The organism is Lentilactobacillus kisonensis DSM 19906 = JCM 15041 (assembly GCF_001434135.1).
In the GTDB taxonomy this organism is placed as follows: domain Bacteria; phylum Bacillota; class Bacilli; order Lactobacillales; family Lactobacillaceae; genus Lentilactobacillus; species Lentilactobacillus kisonensis.
In genome coordinates, this window is sequence record NZ_AZEB01000006.1 from 25,562 (window position 1) to 42,830 (window position 17,269).

The following is a 17,269-nucleotide window of genomic DNA, read 5'->3' on the forward strand; positions in this document are numbered from 1 at the left end:
GGTGCTTATGTGTAGACTTCTGCTTTGAGGAGCTGTCCTAAAAAGTGAGCAGACCAAAGAGGTTAGAATTAGGAATCTGAGGCAGATAGTATCAAAAACACACCATCAAGTTTAAGGTGGCAGGCTCCTAGAAATATTAGCCGCTTTTATTTTGTGAAGTGGCTGAGAAACCGAATATGGTATAATCATCTTACTAAAAATGAGAAATGAGGAAATTAATTGAGCGAAAGTACAATTACTGAATTAATTAATCAATATGGTTATTGGGGAATTGCCTTTTTAATTGCCTTTGAAAACATTTTCCCACCAATTCCCTCGGAAGTTGTTTTGGTGTTTACTGGGTACCTTACAATTTCGAGTAAAGTGACTATCTTCGGCGCAATTTTAGCGGCGACGGCTGGCGCATATATCGGTGCTGTCGCTTTGTATGGCATTGGCCGGCTATTAAGCGTGGCGCAATTAGAACGGCTGACGGCAGGAAAGGTTGGGAAAGTCTTGCGTTTAAAACCAACTGATGTTGAAAAAGCCGGTGCCTATTTTAATAAACACGGTGGGGTGGCCATTTTAATCGGCCGCTGTATCCCAGTGGTCCGCAGTCTGATTTCGATTCCAGCAGGGATGACGGGATATTCGTTTGGAAAATTCAGTGGCCTGACCATCATTGGTACTTTGATCTGGAATACGGTACTGATTATGGTTGGTCACTTTGCAGGGCAAGCTTGGGAACGGCTGCTTAGTCAACTGGATCAATGGCTGATGGTTATCCTAGTGGTTGTGGTCGTGCTTGTGGCCTGCTATGTTTACTATAAATTTTCAACTAGAGCTCGAAATGATAAATGAAATGAGTGGGGCCAATTTGATGGTTCCACTCATTTTTTGAAACGATTTGTGAGGTAAGGGTTTCTACAATATGAGGAATTATATTATTTTTGTAAATTGTGAAAGTTGCTGTTCTGAGCAGCAGAGTGGGAACGGTTGAAATAAGTAAGGATCTGTGTATGAGCGCGATAACCGGAAAACTAATTTTGCTAAGTGGTTTTTCTACTTTTATATAGATTAGGACCGCTCCGCAAAGCAGAGACTTGCATCTAAGGAACTTCCGACTTAAGCCCAAGCCCGGGACTTAAGCCGAAAGCACCTTAGACTCCAGTCTCTAACCGCTTTGCTCCGCTCACTTTATTTTCTTAAAAAAGCATAAACATTTCCCAAATATTCTTATAATAGTCACAAATCCCAAACACAGCTTTGTTATACTTGTTATAAGTAATTTTTACGAAACAGATTCCAACTTACAAGGAGGAACCCGATGAAATGGTATAGTCAAAGTGAAAAATCAGTTTTAGAAACGCTCGAAACTAGCCGGATTTCTGGGCTTAATGAAGAAAAAGTCCAACTACGTCACCAGGAGTATGGACCAAATAAGTTACAGACGGCCAAGCAAGAACCGGCCTGGAAACTATTTATTAAGAGCTTTAAAGAGCCGTTAATTATTATTTTACTGGTAGCGACGGCATTAGCTTTAGCCAGTGCAACGTATGATTTTAAGGTGACCGGTGATCAGCAACACGCAATGGCTTCAGTTTATGAGGCGGTTGCAATTTTATTGATCGTCATGATTAATAGTGGCCTGACCTTTCATCAGACGAGGTCGGCTCAAAAGTCGCTTGAGGCTCTGTCAAATATGCGTCAGCACCACATGCATGTCCTGCGGGATAGCAATTGGATTTCCGTGGCAGCCAGTGAGCTTGTTCCCGGGGATATTGTGAGTGTGAAATCCGGTGACTTTATTGATGGCGATTTGCGATGGTTAAAAACCGCTGAATTACAGATCAACGAATCTCATTTAACTGGTGAATCTGATGCAATTAACAAGGATACAACGGTCGTTGCTGACGATACGGAATTAGGCGATCGGACCAACATGGGCTATTCCGGATCAACGGTGGTCAATGGGAACGGAATTGGCGTTGTGGTTGCCACTGGCATGAACACTGAGTTAGGGAAAATCTCTAACTTGATGCAGGGAATTGATGATCAAAAAACACCAATCGAAAAATCAGTTCATGGTCTAAGTAAAAAATTAATGATTATTGCCGGTCTAATTATTCTATTGACGATTGGTTATGATATTGCCAAGCAACTACTCCAAGTTGGGGCGATTTCAATCGATAGTTTGGCGGGAATTTCATCGACGTCAATTGCAATTGCGGTTGCCTCTATTCCAGATGCCATGCCAGTTGTTCTTTCAATTGTGCTGACCATTGGTGCGAAAATGATGGCTGACCAAAAGGGGCTGGTGAAGTCGCTTAGTAGCGTTGAAACCCTGGGGGCAACTACCTACATCGCGTCTGATAAAACCGGGACGCTGACCAAGAATGAAATGACGGTTACCCGGTTCTGGGCAAATGGAAAGGTTTATGATATCGAGGGCAATGGCTATACGCCAGTGGGCGACTTTATCCGTGAAGATGGTCAAACAGTTAATAATAAGGACTATCAGCGTTTCTTAGAAGTGGCTGTACTAAATAATGAAGCCGAAATTAAGCCAGATGATAAACAAAATTGGCGGCCGTTTGGAAATCCAACCGATGTGTCACTGGTGGTGCTCGCCGCCAAACAGGGGATTAAACGGGACGCGTTACTTGAGGATCAGGGCAGCCGGGATATTGACATCGTCAGAATCTTGCCATTTGACAGTACCAGAAAGATGATGACGGTGGTTATCAAGGAAAATGGTGACTATTATAGCTTAACCAAGGGGGCTCCAGACGTTGTGAAGGGCCTAACGACTTCGGCAATGATTGATGGCAATGCCCAACCGATTTCTGAGGTTGCCGATAATATTGAAGAAACGATGTTAAATTTTGCCAACAATGCGCTGCGGACAATTTCGATTACCCAGCGAAGGGTGACCAAACAACAAGCGCTAAATGCCCCAAGTAACGAGCTGGAACAGGATCTGTGTTTCTTAGGCCTGGTGGGAATTATTGATCCACCACGAGAAGAAGTGCGGGCTTCAGTTAAGAAGCTAACTGAAGCAGCGGTTAATGTTGTGATGATTACTGGCGACCATGCGGCGACCGCTAAGGCAATTGCTAAACAGTTGGGGATTATTAAGACCGATGATGCCAGGGTTATCACTGGCCGCGACCTTGAAAACATGACCGAGGATGATCTAGCAACCGCGGTGTTAGCGACACGAGTTTACGCGCGGGTGACGCCTGAACATAAGCAGCGAATTATCAAACAGCTCCAAGCGCATGAGCAAGTTGTCGCAATGACTGGTGATGGGATTAACGATGCACCAGCATTAAAGGCGGCTAACATTGGGATCGCCATGGGAATTAACGGAACAGAGGTTACCAAAGACGCTGCCGATTTGATCCTGTTAGACGATAAGTTTACGACAATTGAAAAATCAGTTGAATCGGGGCGGACGATTTTCGCCAATATTTTGAACTTTATGCGTCACGAATTAACGACGAACGTTGCCGAAGTATTATCACTATTGTTAGGGGTATTTTTAATTACCTCACCAATTGGCAGAATTACGGAAGTGACGCCCACTTTAACTGCCTTGATGGTCCTGTGGGTGAACATGATTAGTGATTCGTTGCCGTCGTTTGCGTTAGGGTATGATGAACCGGAGGCTGACGTTATGAAACAAAGGCCTAGAGATGCGAACCAGTCTATTTTGGCAAACGGGATGCTAAGACGGGTGCTGATTCGAGGGGGTGTAATGGGCGGCGCGGTGTTCATCGCTTTCATTTGGGCGGCAAGTCAAGGATTCTCAATTGCCCAAAGCCAAACAATCGCCTTTTTAACGTTAGTATTTGGTCAGCTCTGGCACGTGTATGATGCTAGAAGTGCAAGAACGTTGTTTGACAGAAATCCGTTTACCAATTCCCGCCTGACGCTAGCCGTTGGGTTTGCGGCGACATCGTCAATACTGGTAACGGTGATTCCGTTCTTTAATCAGGTGATGGGGACGGCACCGCTTTCGATGGGGCTGTACGTTGGCATCATTATCCTATCAGCGTTACCAACCTTTATTCTCTCGGGTATCAAAGAACTGGTTTGGTGGTTACGGGACCGCCGGGTTAACGTTGTAACTGAGTGAAAAATATTAATAATGAAAAAAATCGCACAATCATTTCCTAATTATTGAAATGATTGTGCGATTTGTCCTGAAGTCATGATCAAATTACCACAGCCTGCAAACACGGACTAGATTTTAATTGAAACGATTTTGATTTTGTAAGTTAAATTTGGCGCGGCGACCGTCACAACGTCCCCAGAATGGTGATTTAATAAGGCAGAACCAATTGGGGAGGCAATTGAAATCTTCTTGTGTTCAATGTCGACTTCGGGGGTACCCACTATTTGGTAAGTTTGAGTGGCGTGATCATCCATGAACTCAAAGGTAACGGTTTTGCCCACTTCAACCGTATCCTGGTTAGAAGGGGTGTAAATTTTTGCGTATTGAAGTTGTTTTTTTAGAAAACGCATTCGACTTTCTAAATGGCGGAGGTCACGTTTGGCGGCACTGTATTCAGCGTTTTCAGATAAATCCCCTAAAGCCCTTGCTGCTGATAAAATTTTGATTTTATTTGGTCGGGCAGCTTCCAAGTCACGAATTTCGGCTTTTAAATGATCGTAACCAGCCTTAGTGATCTTATTAAAATTTGGTTCCAACGACAATTCCCCCTTACAGTTCTTTATTATACTCAGCATAACTAACAATGAACTAGGAAGGCAATTAATTATCCAAATCGTGAACAGGACGTTTCAGATCCCCTTGTTACGGGGAGAAAATTAACTTATGATATAATTAAATAATAATTTATATATAAGTGGGGATAATGATGAAAAAAGTTCGGATACTATTTTGTGTGTTGACGGTTATGACGTTTGCAATGGCGGGTTGTTCCAGTAAATCTGCCAGTACAAGCGACAAACCAACCATCAGTTCTAAAACCCGGGATAAAATTTCGGAGTATGAAGGAACTATTAAATCTGCCCGTAATTTGAATGAAAGTGGCGATTACAAAGCTTCAAACAAAGCGCTAAATGGCATTCGGGTTGCCGATCTGAGTAACCATGGCTTTGGTTCTTTAAAGACTGAATATTTCCAGTTACAAAAAAGTAACGATGCTTTCCTATTAAAGAAGGCGAAGAAACAAAACCAAGCGACGGGGACAAATACGGGCAGTGGCACCACGGATTTGAGTACGAATAACAGTTTTTCGAGTTATCCGAAATTTGCTGGCGATTATGAGTTTTATAACTATGATCCTGACCGGCTCCAAAGTGATTTAGTGATTGACTCTGACGGAACCGTTCTGCAGGAGAATACGGATGGCAGCAGTTTTCATGGGGTTGCAACCATTAGTGGTATCAACGAAGGCAATGTTCTTTCTTACGATGTCACGACAGATACCAATAAGACCAAGAAGATTACTGCCAACGTCAAGGTGACTGTGACTTGGAGTAACGGGGAAAATGAAACGTACTATGGTTATATGTCTTACGATGGTAACGCTGTTTTAACGGATGGCAAATCCTATGATGGTGATTTAGTCAATGAGGTTTGGGTGAAGTATTAGCATTCTATGATAAGCCAGTTTTGAGTGCGTGATTGGGAAAGTAGCTGGGGCGATCTTGACCAAGTGGCTTACGAGTCAGATTGGGGCAAAAACGTTTCAATTGAGTGATTAAAAACGCCCAAAAATGATCGATAACCAATATTTTTCAAATAATTTATATTAGAATTCCATAATCTAAAATAAAAAGGTTGTGGAATTTTTTGCTCAAAAAGCTGCTGCAATAGGCTAAGTCAGCGGTGATTACTAATTTCGCTTGCTAATATTACTAACATGACAACGGGTTTAACACGCTTGTAATTTTCCGGCAACCTGTCTGTAAATACCGGAGTGTATATTCTATCGTGTTGAGTAAATACGAGGGAGAAATTAATTCACAATGAAATTCAAAAAAATCATCATGGTCCTAATGACCGCATTAACTTTCTATGGCACATTTAACGTTGCCACATCCACTGAAATCGCAAGTGCTAAAACAACTAAAGTATACAAATCAGACTTATCAAAGGCTAACCAAAAGGCCAAATCATGGATTGCCTATCATGAATCAAGAGGGTCATATGGCGCCCGTAATGGTCGTTACGTTGGTAAATATCAATTAAGTTCATCATATTTACATGGTGACTATTCAAAAAATAACCAAGAAAAAGCTGCTGATCATTATGTAAAAGCTCGTTATGGCAGCTGGGTTAATGCTAAGAAGCATTGGAAAGCATACGGCTGGTACTAAACGGCAATTAGGTTTAAACAAAAATAGGCGCAATCATTCCAGAAATCGGAATGGTTGCGCCTATTTTTATATTGGTGGCGAAATGAACTACGTAGTTGAAACACATGGAAACTGGGTTCTGATGGATAATGAATGGGATGAAAAAAGAGGCTGGAATCTAAACGTTTCGTTCCCAGTCTCCTAATAAAAGTTGATTATTGATTTGTACTTTTAGCAGTTGGAACTCCGGCAACGGCTTTAAAAACGTCAGCGAGAGAAACCTGCATGTCAGCGAATTTCTTGTTCAGGATCAATTGGCGAAATTGTTCGATGGACATTTTTTCTTTTTGCTTGAATGGTAAAGGTGCAATAGGTGAATTGACAGATTGATTGACGCCGGTTGTTAAAGCGATGATAATACCGTCTCGGCTGTCGAGATGAGCGGTGTAGTATTCATAATATGAAGGAACCTCATACTTACCGGTTAATTCCTTGTGTTCTTGGAAATATTTGGTGATGAAGTTTTTGAATGAGGCCTCTGATTGTAATGAGTCCTTCCAGCTAGTTGTGTCGTTAATTGTCATTGAATAATCTCCCCTTTTGAAGTAGTGAGCAGATCCAAGCGGTTAGCAATCGGAGTGTAAGTCTCCTCAAACAGAAATCCTGGTTTTGGGGATTTTTGTTTGAGGTGCTTACACGCAGATTGTTGCTTGGAGGAGCTGTCCTACAAATATTGACGTGAGCGCTGCTAAATTGAAAGCAGTAACTCGTTGATAGCGACTAGAACTGATATGTTAGTTCTGAGTGCTAATGTCTTCTTTACTGTTAAACAGTCTAACTGCTTTTAATAATAAGTCAAGTGAAAATAGCTATGAAAACGTTTCATATCGGTAATTAAATTATTTTTTAAAATGAAAACGGTATCGGCATTGATTATTAATAGCCAATTAATTCGAACGACTCTTGCATATCAGTTTGTAAGTAAAACTGATATGGCTATTCAGGGTGTGATCATAATGATGAAGGTAGTCAGTCGGCGAGATTATTCGGAAATGAAATTGTTTTTAACCCTCATTCGTGTTAATATTTAAATATTACGTTAAACACGAATAAAGAGGAGAATATTATGAATAATGTTTCTGTTTCGAAAGAAAAGTCGCCAATCCGGAATGCAATTTTAGGCTTTCAACATTTGCTGGCGATGTACTCCGGCGATATTTTAGTCCCCTTGCTAATTGGGGCGGCTTTGAAGTTTAACGCGGCCCAAATGACCTATCTGGTTTCGATGGATATCTTTATGTGTGGGGTTGCAACCTTGCTGCAAATCCGTCGAACACCAATTACTGGAATTGGCTTGCCGGTGGTCTTAGGGTGTGCGGTTGAGTACGTGGCGCCGCTACAGTCAATCGGTAAGAACTTTGGCCTGGGTTATATGTACGGCGGGATTATTGTGGCTGGCGTGTTCATTATTCTAGTTGCAAAACCCTTCGCTCACATGCGGCGATATTTTCCGTTGGTTGTAACCGGATCGTTAATTACATTAATTGGTTTTACATTGATGCCAGTTGCCTTTCAAAACATTGGTGGCGGTGACACAGCGGCTAAAAGTTTCGGTGATCCAACCCATTTATTCCTGGGCTTTTTTACGGCACTGATTATTATCATATTAAACATTTGGGCAAAGGGATTCCTGAAGCAAATTTCAATTTTAATTGGAATTTTAGTTGGAACAGTCGTCGCAATTTTGATGGGGCAAATTGATTTTGCTGCGGTTGGACAAGCGCATTGGGCCCAATTGCCGCAATTCTTCTATTTTGGAACGCCTAAATTTGAATGGTCCTCGATTGCAACCTTAATTCTAGCTGCATTTACCTGTATGATTGAATCTACTGGTGTCTACTTCGCACTTAGCGACATCACCGGTAGAAAGTTGGCAGATCGTGACTTGGAACACGGGTATCGTTCAGAAGGGATTGCTGCTATTTTGGGCGGTGTGTTCAATACATTCCCATATTCAACCTTCTCACAGAACGTTGGGATTGTTCAATTGTCAGGAATTAAGAAGTTAACACCAATTTATTATTCAGCGTTTATGTTGATGATTTTAGGATTGATTCCAAAGTTTGGCGCAATTGCTACCTTAATTCCAGCATCGGTACTGGGTGGGGCAATGCTAGTCATGTTTGGAATGGTTGGTGCCCAGGGGATCAAGATGTTGTCTAAGGTTGAACTGAATAACAAGAACCTCTTGATCATTGCTATTTCAGTTGGACTGGGCCTAGGAGTTACAACCCAGCCAGCACTATTCCAGTATCTGCCTGCTACGGTTCAAGTCATTATGAGTAACGGAATGGTTGTTGGGAGTTTTACGGCAGTTATTTTGAACATCTTGTTAAACCATACGAAGTTGCAGGATAAAGTTGAAGAATAAGTCAGCAGGCTGCTTTTTAATAGATGACAGGAATTTGTTAGAAAATTAATATGTATATGTGAAACTGTCGTTTAAGCGACTCAGTAGAATCCGTAATATCAAAAATAAGGCCATTCAATTAACTCCCATTTAAAGGGGCAATTGAATGGCCTTATTTTGGTTGCAATTCGGCTATTGCTTGTCATGTGCTTACCGTTTTGGCGTGTATTCATCCACATACTCAGTGATGATATCTAGCAAATCAGTAACCGGTTCAGAAGTTTGTTTGTTTTTGATGTACGAAATACCAAAGTTGGCGGTTAAAACATCGGTTGGGATTTTAACGATATTAATGCCAGCCTTTTGATCTTCAGTTAAGCGTCGTTCACCAGCAAATGGTTCTGGGGTAACAATTGCCCCAACGTGCTCAATGGCTAGGTCAGATGCAAGATGTAGGTCTGGTACTTCAATGCTGTATTCAGGGGTGATGCCAACGTCACTAAAGTAACTATTAATGAGTCGTTGGTAGTTATCTTCCGGTGGTGTACCAATGAATGATTCGCCTGAGAGCTTTGTAAGATCCAAATCTTCGTAGTTGGTGTATAACTGTCCCGGAACAAATAATTTGGAGGTCTTTGGAATAATCAAAACTAATGGCAAGCGGGCTGCTGGTTGGTAATCAACTTTATGGCTTTGGAGCGCGTGACCAATGAAGAAATCAAGCGTTCCAGACAAGAGCCGTTTTTCAGCATCCCGGCTGGTCATCCTGGTGATCTGGGCGTGAATGTTCGGATATTTATTGTAAAAACGGACAAGTACGGGCTTATATAAATCATTTGTGACAACTTCATTAGAAGCAATTGTTAAATGACCATATTTAAACTGGGATAAATGGGTCATTTCGCGGTCAAGATTAGACCTTAACCGATTTTCTTCCTGTAAGTAGGCGAGCAGCCTGTCTCCAGCATAAGTTAACTGGATGGGGTGGGATGACCGGTCGATTAACTTAACTCCAAAGTTAACTTCAGCATTTTTAATAACCCTACTAATATAGGGTTGCGTAACGAATAATGCTTGGGCCGCTTTGGACATATTGCCTTGTGCCTTTATCTCTTCAAGAAACGAAAGTAATTTGCTGTTCATATTGCTATTCTCCTTTGGGACCCCTCATCAAAATGTTATCCGACAACCAGATTATAGGATATTCCAGTAATATATGCATGAATTATGACTCGTATGTGATCATTTATTTCGAAGCCTACTTTTAAGTATACCAATTCGTAATTGACTGGTAAAGGGTGTTCATCTTTTCATAGGTGTATTAATTAATTCTTAACAATTATCAACAGGGTAATCATATTTTTAACATTAAAAATATAAATATTTTGACATACCAAAATTAAACTTATGCTGTCCTAAAATGGTAAACTGATATCAGACAACTTTCAGGGGGTTATTAAATGAGGATTGAGTAGACACCGGAATTTCAAATCCATTTACAGAACCTAAAGAATAAGGATCCACTGTTTCTAGAGACAATTTATAATGTTGGCAATGGCCACATTGGTGTAAGGGATTCTAACCCGCTGCAAGGAAATAATGTCGACTACATTGGGTCGCCAGGCTTGTTTATTAATGGCTTTTTTGATTATAACCAAGTTTCATATGGTGAAAAGTATCGTGGCTACCCTGATAACGACCAGGTTATTAACCGCCTTTTTGATCCCCGATATATTCGAATTAAAGTCGAAGATGAAGACTCAGCGGTTGATCATTTTCAAGTTGTTAACGTTGATAAGAATTTAGATATGCAAACTGGATTAGTCCATGAACTTTTCAGCATTACAACGCCTGAGAATCGAAACTTTAATTTAGTTGTGGAAAGTTTTGCCAGTCTTAGTAAGCAAAATGTGTACGGGGTTAAGTATGCAATCATCCCGACGAATTTTGAGGGAGACATCGAACTCATTAAGCTGCATGATTACGTTAACCAGTCGACTCATCAGCAGTCTGAAGATGTGCGGGTTAACCAAGATGTTGGCCAAATGCAACTTGATTTTATTCCGGATAATGGGCAGCCAAGTTATCTGGTGACCACTTTTCGAAGCCAGCAAGGAATTATTTTAACCTATCAAGCTGATCAGGCCACCGATTCAAATCCAGAAATTGATTACTTTGAGGATGACAATCACCATTATGGTTATCACAGTAAGTACCATGCAAAGCCGGGTAGTCAAAAGGAATTTGAATTTCTATTTTCAATTGGTGACATTCATCCATTGGTTAATGCCAGGATGTATGCTGATCAATATTTGGCGTCCCTAGATAATTACATTCGCAACACGTCGTTTAATTCAGAACTTATGGCTTCAGCTCAAGTATGGCAAACCTTTTGGCTTCACAGTGACGTCAAAATTGATGGTGACCCGGTCATTCAGTCCTGCATTCGTTTTAACTTGTTTGAACTCAACCAGTCAGCGGGACGTGATGAATTTACGAGTATTCCCGCCAAAGGATTAACTGGTAATGGTTACGGCGGCCAGTTTTTCTGGGATACCGAAATCTTCATGCTGCCATTTTTTGTTTATACCGAGCCAACGATTGCTAAAAAACTATTAATGTATCGGTATCACACGCTGCAAATGGCTAAGGAGCAAGCAAGTGACTTTGGCCTTGAGAAGGGGGCAATGTATGCTTGGCGGACAATTAACGGGTATGAAGCAAGTGCTTATTGGTTAGCTGGGATGGCTCAGTTCCACATTAACGCCGACATTGCGTTTGCTGTCGAACAATACTACACGATTACGAATGATGAAGATTTTCTGAAAAAGGATGGCTTTGAAATCATTCTGGAAACTGCTAGATTTTGGATGCAGTATGGCAACTTTGCTCAGGTTAATGGCAAGCGTCACTTTGTAATTAACCGGGTAACTGGGCCAGATGAATATAGTGCCTTGGTTGATAATAACTACTATACGAATGTGATGGCGCAATTTAACCTGCGTTTGGCGGCTAAATATGCCGAAAAATTTGGTGATACGGATATCCCTGTTCAATTAAATGTGACTGGCGAAGAGATTGCGGAGATGAAGGAAGCCGCCGATTTGATGTACCTTCCCTATGATCAAGAAAAGAACGTCAAGCTGCAGTTTCAAAACTTTGAGCAGCTTCCTAAAATGTCGATTTCATCAATTGATCAAAGCCGGTTTCCATTACTATTGCATTACCATCCATTAATGCTGTATCGCGCTCAAGTTAATAAACAAGCGGACACAATTATGGTAGATTACATGTTTCCACAGGGGAATACCCAGGATCAATTAAAAGCGGATTATGATTTTTATGAGCCGATTACCACTCACGATTCGAGCTTGTCCAAGGCAATTTATGCAATTGTGGCGGCCCGGATTGATCGTGACCAGCAAGCTTATGATTTCTTCTCCCAGGCAGTAAAAACCGATTTAATTGACCTTCATCATAATACAAAAAATGGGATTCACGCGGGAAGTTTGGGGGCTGCTTGGTCCGGGATTGTATATGGCTTTGCCGGCATTGTTAATAATGCTGACCACTTTTCACTAGAGCCCCACTTACCTGATGCCTGGAATTGCGTGAAATTCCGATTACAGTTGCATCATTGTGAGTTATTATTTACCATTTATCAGGATCAAGTTGAAGTTGAATTAATGAGTGGTAAGGGAATGGCTCTTTCGGTTTATAATAAAAAAATCAAGGTAACCCCAGAGGATCCTAAACAGATTTGCCAGTATTAAAGTGTGTCACCATTGGTGGTTTAGGGCCGTCATTTCTGAACTCGTTTTGATTGTTGCTGGTTTTTCCAATCGTAATTTTAGAAAAAGCGCGCTCTTTGTATTATTATTTGCTATGATGGTGTTATGCAGACAGCTTGTTAAATGTTGAATATTTAAACAAGTTTTGAAAAGGCTATGGGCTAGTTGCCATAGTTTCTTGAAAGGAATGGGTCCGATGAAAAAAGAAGCGCGCCAATCTAAAATTGAGCAAATCATCAATCAATATACGATTACAACTCAAGATGAGTTAATGGAGAAGTTGAAACTATCCGGAATTAACGTTACCCAAGCGACACTGTCTCGGGATATTCGGGAGATGCAAATTGTTAAGCAGCCTGATAGCTCAGGCAATTCACGGTACATGATTTTTAAGTCAGGTAATCAAAATGAATTGGAACGCATGTACCGGATGATTAACGGAACGGTGACGGATATCCGCCAAATTCAGTTCGTTAATGTGATTCATACGCAGCCAAGTTATGCTAATCCTTTGGCGGCTGTAGTTGACGATTTGCATTTAGACGACGTTGCTGGGACACTGGCTGGTTACGACACAATTGTCTTATTCAGTCCTTCAGTGGCATCTGCTAAGAGTATCAATGATTTGTTTACTAAGCATTCAAACCCAGATTTATTAGTATCATCCATTCAGGATTAGTAGCTAGTAATTCCGAATGGGATGACCCCATATTTATGTGGAGATTAAAATGATAGGTATGTTGATCCCAGAGTTTATCAAAAAATCACACTCATTCCTAATTTTGGAATGGGTGTGATTTTTTGGTAAATAGCAGGATTAGTCGCTTGTTGTACCTCCTGTCAATATAGACGTGGTGCTCAAAGTTACGATTACAACTTTGAGCAGCTTCTTTTTAATTAAAGCCCTCAATGAGTCTTCTTATAGATATGGCGAACACCGCTTATTAATGTAAAACTAAGGAACCAAATTAAGCCAATAATGGTTAATTTAATGCCAACTGTTAATCCAGGTGTTTGGTATTTTAAGCTGACAAAATGTCTACCAGCTGGAATTCGAGCGCCAACGAAGCCCTTGTTAGCGACAAAGGTTTGACTGGGAGTGCCGTCAATCTTTAGATGCCATCCCTTGGAATATGGAATTGAGGTTGTCATAATTCGGGCATGACCCGCAGCATTCGTGTTCCCACTAACCGAGTTGTTCGTGACGGTTTGTTCTTGTAAGCCGGCTTGCTGCAACCGATGAATTTGGCTGTCATAATTTTTGCTAAATGGCACGGCGACAAGTTTAACCTGTTTGAAGCGTAATTGCTTCACCCCGTTGAAATGGAGGGTCATCGATTTACGAAGTTGGTTCGAATAACCCAAATTAAGAACGACGTGTTGCCGATTTTCATAATCCGAAAGGTTATTCATAGGTAATTGCCTAAAATAGGTAAAGTTAGTCGGCGACTGGACCGATACCGTAAAGCCACCCAAATCTGGATGCTGGCTAGCAGTTCTTAACCGGTCTATTTTTTCCAATTTAGAAACGGGGGTTCCATTAATGATCGAGTTTGCCCGCAAATTGTTTAACCGGTCCATCATTGTGTGACGGGTTGCTGAAATACCGTCGATCACTAAGTATAGTTCACTATTGCGGTATTTTTGTGGATTGGTTATTTTTAATTGATAAGCTAAATGGCGTCCCTGGGCATCGTTGTCCATGATGTGAAGCCCGGAACGGTTGAATTGCTTATTTCGAGCCAGCACGTCTTTATTTTGGTTAAGTACGTTTTGTAATGGCGTGCTGGTTGGCCTTAATCCAGTTGCCTTTTCCCAGATTTTAATTTTATTTTTTGGTAAGGTAGTCTGGTATTTTTGGGCAGTTTGGCGATATCGGCTGTTAGGCGAACGTCTTAATCGTGATAAAACCGCCTTAACTGGTGTGTCAACAATGTGTTGATCAAATAAATGCGCCGTGTAACTAACTGGTTGGCTGGTGCGTTTGGGAACAATATTATTGACCCCGGTGATAGGTTTATCAACTTCGGTACCAGTAAGTAGTGATTGTTCACGATTAATTGGACTTAGCTTATGATAGTCGGAATTTGAAATCGTGTTATTTTGCGTATAAACCAGCGGCAGGGCCAACTTATTTTCTAGCAAAACAGTGCCTGAATGGTTACTTAAACCACTGACCGGCTGTTCTGGGAAGTCGACGATCCGACCATTTTGACGGACAAAGTGGTAACCATAAGGAATTGTTTGGGGATGCTTAACAATGTCGGTTTTGGCGAACATGTAGCGAACGCCCAGCTGATTAAGCAGCGTCGTCCGGCCGTCTGCTTCACCGATAACTGAATTAACGACGGCTTGGGAATTATCAATTGAACGGCTGTATTTATAAACGTAACCATCTTGAATGGAGTAGTAAGCTCCTAAATCATGAGTGCCGAGAACCATTGGAATGTTATTTCCCGCTGTTCGATGGGAATAGTAGTTATGAATTGTGGTGGTTCGGTAAAAGCCTTGATTATGAGCGAGGCCATTTTGAGCGCCATCATAATATTTGTGAAGCCATTGAGAAGCTGTACCAATCATTAAATTAGAATTGATGTTTTTGCTGTTGTTGGGACTAAACCAGCCCTGACCATTGCTTATCAGATTTAACAATACTAAGCCGGTTAGCGCAACTGCCACGGTGTGGGCAGAAAGTTTGAGTGAAGATTGGCAGGCAAATAATAGTAGAAAACAGCTTGCAAAACCATAAGCAACCAAGTCATTTTGCGGTAACTTCAGGGTAAATCCCTTCGTTACCCAAACGAGGCCGACTAAAATTGCCAGGGATGAAATGAGCCATTTGAGATCACCTTTGGTCAGTTTAGGAAGTTGATCTATAAAGATCATGGTTGCTAATTCAAGTGGTAGGACAGCGAGAAAGAGCCAGCGATTAGATGGCGTCGATAGGCCGTTGGTTGTCGCACTGACTTGTGGTAATAAAATGCCAACTATAATTAGGACAAGGATCGTGGCCAGTGAGCGGTATTGTTTGAAATGACGAAGGACGTAAATTGCAGCTAGAAACGTGAGCCCGCAGAGATTTAGAACGAGCCAGTAATCTTTGGTCGTTGTGCTGGTAATCAATTGGTTAGGCAGGGCAAGGTAATACTTGGCGGGATATAGCAAGAGTCCGTTAGCGAATTTAGCATGATAAGCGATCCGGGTTGATTGAAAGACCGATAGCAGCGTTGGAAACAAAACAACGCTGGCCATTAAGAGCCCCGTGATAATGGCTTGAAAGAGGCAATAGACGATTCTGCTAAAGGGTAAGCGGTTTGGCGTTATGTGATAAATATGTAGGTAACGCGTCAGTAAATAAACGAATGTCCCTAAGGCGAGCATGTAAGCAAAGTAAAAATTGCTAATAAGGGCTAACGCGATGGCGAGGGCTAATGGTAACCAGTTCTGTTTGTGAAGGACTTTTTCAATCCCCATAGCAAGTAGTGGAAAGAGCATCATCGGTAATAAGAAGAAGGGGTGATGCATTGATACATAAAAATTATAACCAGAAAAGGTGTAGATTAAGGTGCCAATTAATTTGCTATGACGGCTAAATGTTCGTTCGTTTGCCCATGCAAGAAAGGCGCAACCGACACAGTATAGTCTAAGTAATATGAGCAGCTGATAGCCAAGCTCAAGCTGACTTGTGGGAAAGAGCGCAATCAGGTAGCTGAATGGGTCACCAACAATGTAAAAAGCAAAGGTTGTCAGCTGGTCAGCTCCAGCACCAAGATTCCATGACCATCCAAATAGTGATTGGTGGGCGGTTCCCTGTAAGATAGCCTGAAATTGGGCCAAAATTGGAAAATGCTGAGCGATGCCATCAACGTTCCAAATTAAAGTTTTACCAGCGAGCCAAGGAATTGAGTAGGTTAAGAGACATATGAAAATAAATGTAACGGTATAAATCAAAAAAAGTGGCAACTGAAACGAATGTTTTCTTAAGTGATGATTCGTTTGCATGAGAGCCTCCTAAAGTAAAGTGAGCGGAGCAAAGCGGTTAGAAATCGGAGTGTAAGTCTCCTCCAGCAGAAATTCCCGGGTTTGGAATTTTTGCTGGAGGTGCTTATGTGTAGATTTCTGCTTTGCGCAGCTGTCCTAGTAAAGTGAGCGGAGCAAAGCGATTAGAAGCCGAAATATAAGTTCCTTTTGGAAGAATTCCTGGTTTGGGGGAATTTTTCCAAAAGGTTCTTATATGTAGGCTTTTGCTTTGCGCAGCTGTCCTAAGTAATTATCTTTATTGTCGGTGCTAGTTATCGATAAAACAAGGGATGAACTAAAGCTTAATGATATTGAAAAAAAGAACGACTAAGTAGAGGTAAAGTAAACAAATCCAGCGGAAAAGGAGACTCGTGAAAATAAATTGTAAGATATGAATTTTTTTGTTTCTAGATATGAATATTTTATGAACGTTAAACATATTTATACCGAATAAATTAGAGCTGAACCGCCTTTTGATAAGGAAAGTGGTTGTTTTCGGGTTTTGAACATTCTAATCAAAACGTTATCTTCTAACCTTATTAATAGACATTGTATAAAAAACCGTTTATGCTTATTTGTGAAGGGATTATTAAAACAAAAAATTAATAAATAAAGCCCTTTATACTTTTTGCCCTAATTTTGTTAGAATTCTCGCATTTTCAATGGCAGAATTTGTACGATAGCGTTTTCAAAAAAGATTATTATATAGTTGTACTCAAAGGAAGAGGAGGTAACA

The 17,269-nt window shown here is 41.1% G+C and carries 11 protein-coding genes; 7 read left to right on the forward strand and 4 right to left on the reverse strand.

Annotated elements, in window-relative coordinates:
- The first annotated feature begins 219 nt into the window (after positions 1–219).
- Together FC98_RS04365 and FC98_RS04370 are read left to right on the forward strand one after the other, a co-directional pair.
- Positions 220–840 carry a DedA family protein gene (locus FC98_RS04365; RefSeq protein WP_008858353.1) on the forward strand — a complete coding sequence of 207 codons (621 nt, stop codon included), beginning with the start codon at positions 220–222 and terminating at the stop codon, positions 838–840.
- Positions 841–1,306: 466 nt separating this feature from the next.
- Positions 1,307–4,120, forward strand: coding sequence for a cation-translocating P-type ATPase (locus FC98_RS04370; protein ID WP_056949245.1), 2,814 nt, complete (start codon positions 1,307–1,309; stop codon positions 4,118–4,120).
- Between the two features lie 107 nt (positions 4,121–4,227).
- On the opposite strand, the gene greA is transcribed toward FC98_RS04370, so the two are convergent.
- Positions 4,228–4,695 (reverse strand): transcription elongation factor GreA, encoded by a 468-nt coding sequence (gene greA, locus FC98_RS04375; RefSeq protein WP_054654803.1) that lies wholly within the window; start codon positions 4,693–4,695, stop codon positions 4,228–4,230.
- A gap of 167 nt (positions 4,696–4,862) precedes the next feature.
- On the opposite strand from greA, the gene FC98_RS04380 reads away from it, so the two are divergent.
- Positions 4,863–5,606, forward strand: a complete 744-nt coding sequence (locus FC98_RS04380) for a hypothetical protein (RefSeq protein ID WP_082602765.1) — start codon at positions 4,863–4,865, stop codon at positions 5,604–5,606.
- 376 nt (positions 5,607–5,982) lie between these two features.
- On the forward strand, positions 5,983–6,333 hold the full coding sequence (locus FC98_RS04385; protein WP_008858348.1) for an aggregation-promoting factor C-terminal-like domain-containing protein: 351 nt from the start codon (positions 5,983–5,985) through the stop codon (positions 6,331–6,333).
- A 194-nt stretch (positions 6,334–6,527) separates the two neighbouring features.
- Here FC98_RS04385 and FC98_RS04390 read toward each other — a convergent pair whose 3' ends face one another.
- On the reverse strand, positions 6,528–6,896 hold the full coding sequence (locus FC98_RS04390; protein WP_054654805.1) for a hypothetical protein: 369 nt from the start codon (positions 6,894–6,896) through the stop codon (positions 6,528–6,530).
- A 542-nt stretch (positions 6,897–7,438) separates the two neighbouring features.
- Between FC98_RS04390 and FC98_RS04400 the strand changes: the two genes are divergently transcribed.
- Positions 7,439–8,743, forward strand: a complete 1,305-nt coding sequence (locus FC98_RS04400; RefSeq protein WP_008858345.1) for a nucleobase:cation symporter-2 family protein — start codon at positions 7,439–7,441, stop codon at positions 8,741–8,743.
- Between the two features lie 189 nt (positions 8,744–8,932).
- Here the strand turns inward: FC98_RS04400 and FC98_RS04405 are convergent, their stop codons facing one another.
- Positions 8,933–9,865, reverse strand: coding sequence for a LysR family transcriptional regulator (locus FC98_RS04405; protein ID WP_008858344.1), 933 nt, complete (start codon positions 9,863–9,865; stop codon positions 8,933–8,935).
- Between the two features lie 347 nt (positions 9,866–10,212).
- Between FC98_RS04405 and FC98_RS04410 the strand changes: the two genes are divergently transcribed.
- A complete protein-coding gene (locus tag FC98_RS04410; RefSeq protein ID WP_420805280.1) occupies positions 10,213–12,495 on the forward strand; it encodes a glycoside hydrolase family 65 protein in 2,283 nt (760 codons plus the stop codon).
- A gap of 214 nt (positions 12,496–12,709) precedes the next feature.
- Positions 12,710–13,192, forward strand: coding sequence for an arginine repressor (locus FC98_RS04415; protein WP_040472023.1), 483 nt, complete (start codon positions 12,710–12,712; stop codon positions 13,190–13,192).
- Between the two features lie 227 nt (positions 13,193–13,419).
- Here the strand turns inward: FC98_RS04415 and FC98_RS04420 are convergent, their stop codons facing one another.
- On the reverse strand, positions 13,420–16,515 hold the full coding sequence (locus FC98_RS04420; RefSeq protein WP_056949247.1) for a YfhO family protein: 3,096 nt from the start codon (positions 16,513–16,515) through the stop codon (positions 13,420–13,422).
- Positions 16,516–17,269: the final 754 nt, after the last annotated feature.

Coding starts and splice junctions, on each gene's coding strand:
- FC98_RS04415 (WP_040472023.1), top strand. CDS start 12,710: ATGAAAAAAGAAGCGCGCCAATCTAAAATTGAGCAAATCATCAATCAA.
- FC98_RS04380 (WP_082602765.1), top strand. CDS start 4,863: ATGATGAAAAAAGTTCGGATACTATTTTGTGTGTTGACGGTTATGACG.
- FC98_RS04400 (WP_008858345.1), top strand. CDS start 7,439: ATGAATAATGTTTCTGTTTCGAAAGAAAAGTCGCCAATCCGGAATGCA.
- FC98_RS04390 (WP_054654805.1), bottom strand. CDS start 6,896: ATGACAATTAACGACACAACTAGCTGGAAGGACTCATTACAATCAGAG.
- FC98_RS04370 (WP_056949245.1), top strand. CDS start 1,307: ATGAAATGGTATAGTCAAAGTGAAAAATCAGTTTTAGAAACGCTCGAA.
- FC98_RS04405 (WP_008858344.1), bottom strand. CDS start 9,865: ATGAACAGCAAATTACTTTCGTTTCTTGAAGAGATAAAGGCACAAGGC.
- FC98_RS04420 (WP_056949247.1), bottom strand. CDS start 16,515: ATGCAAACGAATCATCACTTAAGAAAACATTCGTTTCAGTTGCCACTT.
- FC98_RS04385 (WP_008858348.1), top strand. CDS start 5,983: ATGAAATTCAAAAAAATCATCATGGTCCTAATGACCGCATTAACTTTC.